Consider the following 919-nt stretch of genomic DNA (forward strand, 5'->3'; position numbering starts at 1 on the left):
ATCCTTAATAAAAATATTATGGAGAACCTAACTAAAAAGCAAACATTTTTTTGTCTGAATTCTTGGGTCCATTATATTCTGTTTATATATAAATTTAATATATATGTTTTTGTCAAGTGCTTTTTCAAACATTCCGGAACTTAATTTTTCAAGCACCCCACTTACATTACTGGGATTTCATGGTTGAATATGTAAGTCTATGACTTGGTTTGGTATGAACTAATAGATGGCTATGATGTACAAGCCTATCGATTATTGCGCTTGTCAGCTCTTCATCGTAAGATATGTCATTCCATTTGCTAAACTTCAAATTGGTTGTAATTATAATACTTCTTTTTTCATAGCATTCAGAAATAAACTGAAAAAGAAGTTGGGAGCCATCCTTTTCGAAGGGTATGTATTCCCATTCATCACATATGAGTAGTCTAATATTATAATTATATATTTGTGATATTAGATTCTCTTTTAAAATCAATGGAACTCTCATCATTTATCATCCTCCAAAGATACTTCACAAATCCTTAATTGGATTATTTAGTTTATTTTATATATTTTTTACAAAATTGATATACTTATACTATGACTTTTTTTTGAAAAAATCAATATATACTTTTATTTAGAGTTTCCCTATTTTTGCAGAAATGATTAGATAATACCTGTGGATAAGATGAACTTAAAATCCAAAATTGTCCACAGATTTATAAAAATGCATAAGAAAAGAATAAAGTGCATCCATTTGTCAAGACAATTTTTTAATTAATTTATAGTTAGGTCAATAAACAATATTTTCATGATTCCCCTTAAATATACTTCGCTTGTGGATGGAAATTATGTCAAGGACTTGGATCTATGTCAATAAAGTAGACACATTTTTTGAATTTTTGAACTGAATATATTTTAATTTTCAAATAGCCCTTAA

Annotated in this window: 1 protein-coding gene; it reads right to left on the reverse strand. The window is 27.2% G+C overall.

The genetic code is table 11. The annotated features are described in order from the left end of the window. Nucleotides 1-166 precede the first annotated feature (166 nt). A complete protein-coding gene (locus J5G60_RS18500) occupies nucleotides 167-490 on the reverse strand; it encodes an ATP-binding protein (RefSeq protein WP_150359060.1) in 324 nt (107 codons plus the stop codon). Nucleotides 491-919: the final 429 nt, after the last annotated feature.

Source organism: Clostridium sp. HV4-5-A1G (genome assembly GCF_900184915.1).
Lineage (GTDB): Bacteria > Bacillota > Clostridia > Clostridiales > Clostridiaceae > Clostridium_B > Clostridium_B aromativorans.

Coding starts and splice junctions, on each gene's coding strand:
- J5G60_RS18500 (WP_150359060.1), bottom strand. CDS start 490: ATGATGAGAGTTCCATTGATTTTAAAAGAGAATCTAATATCACAAATA.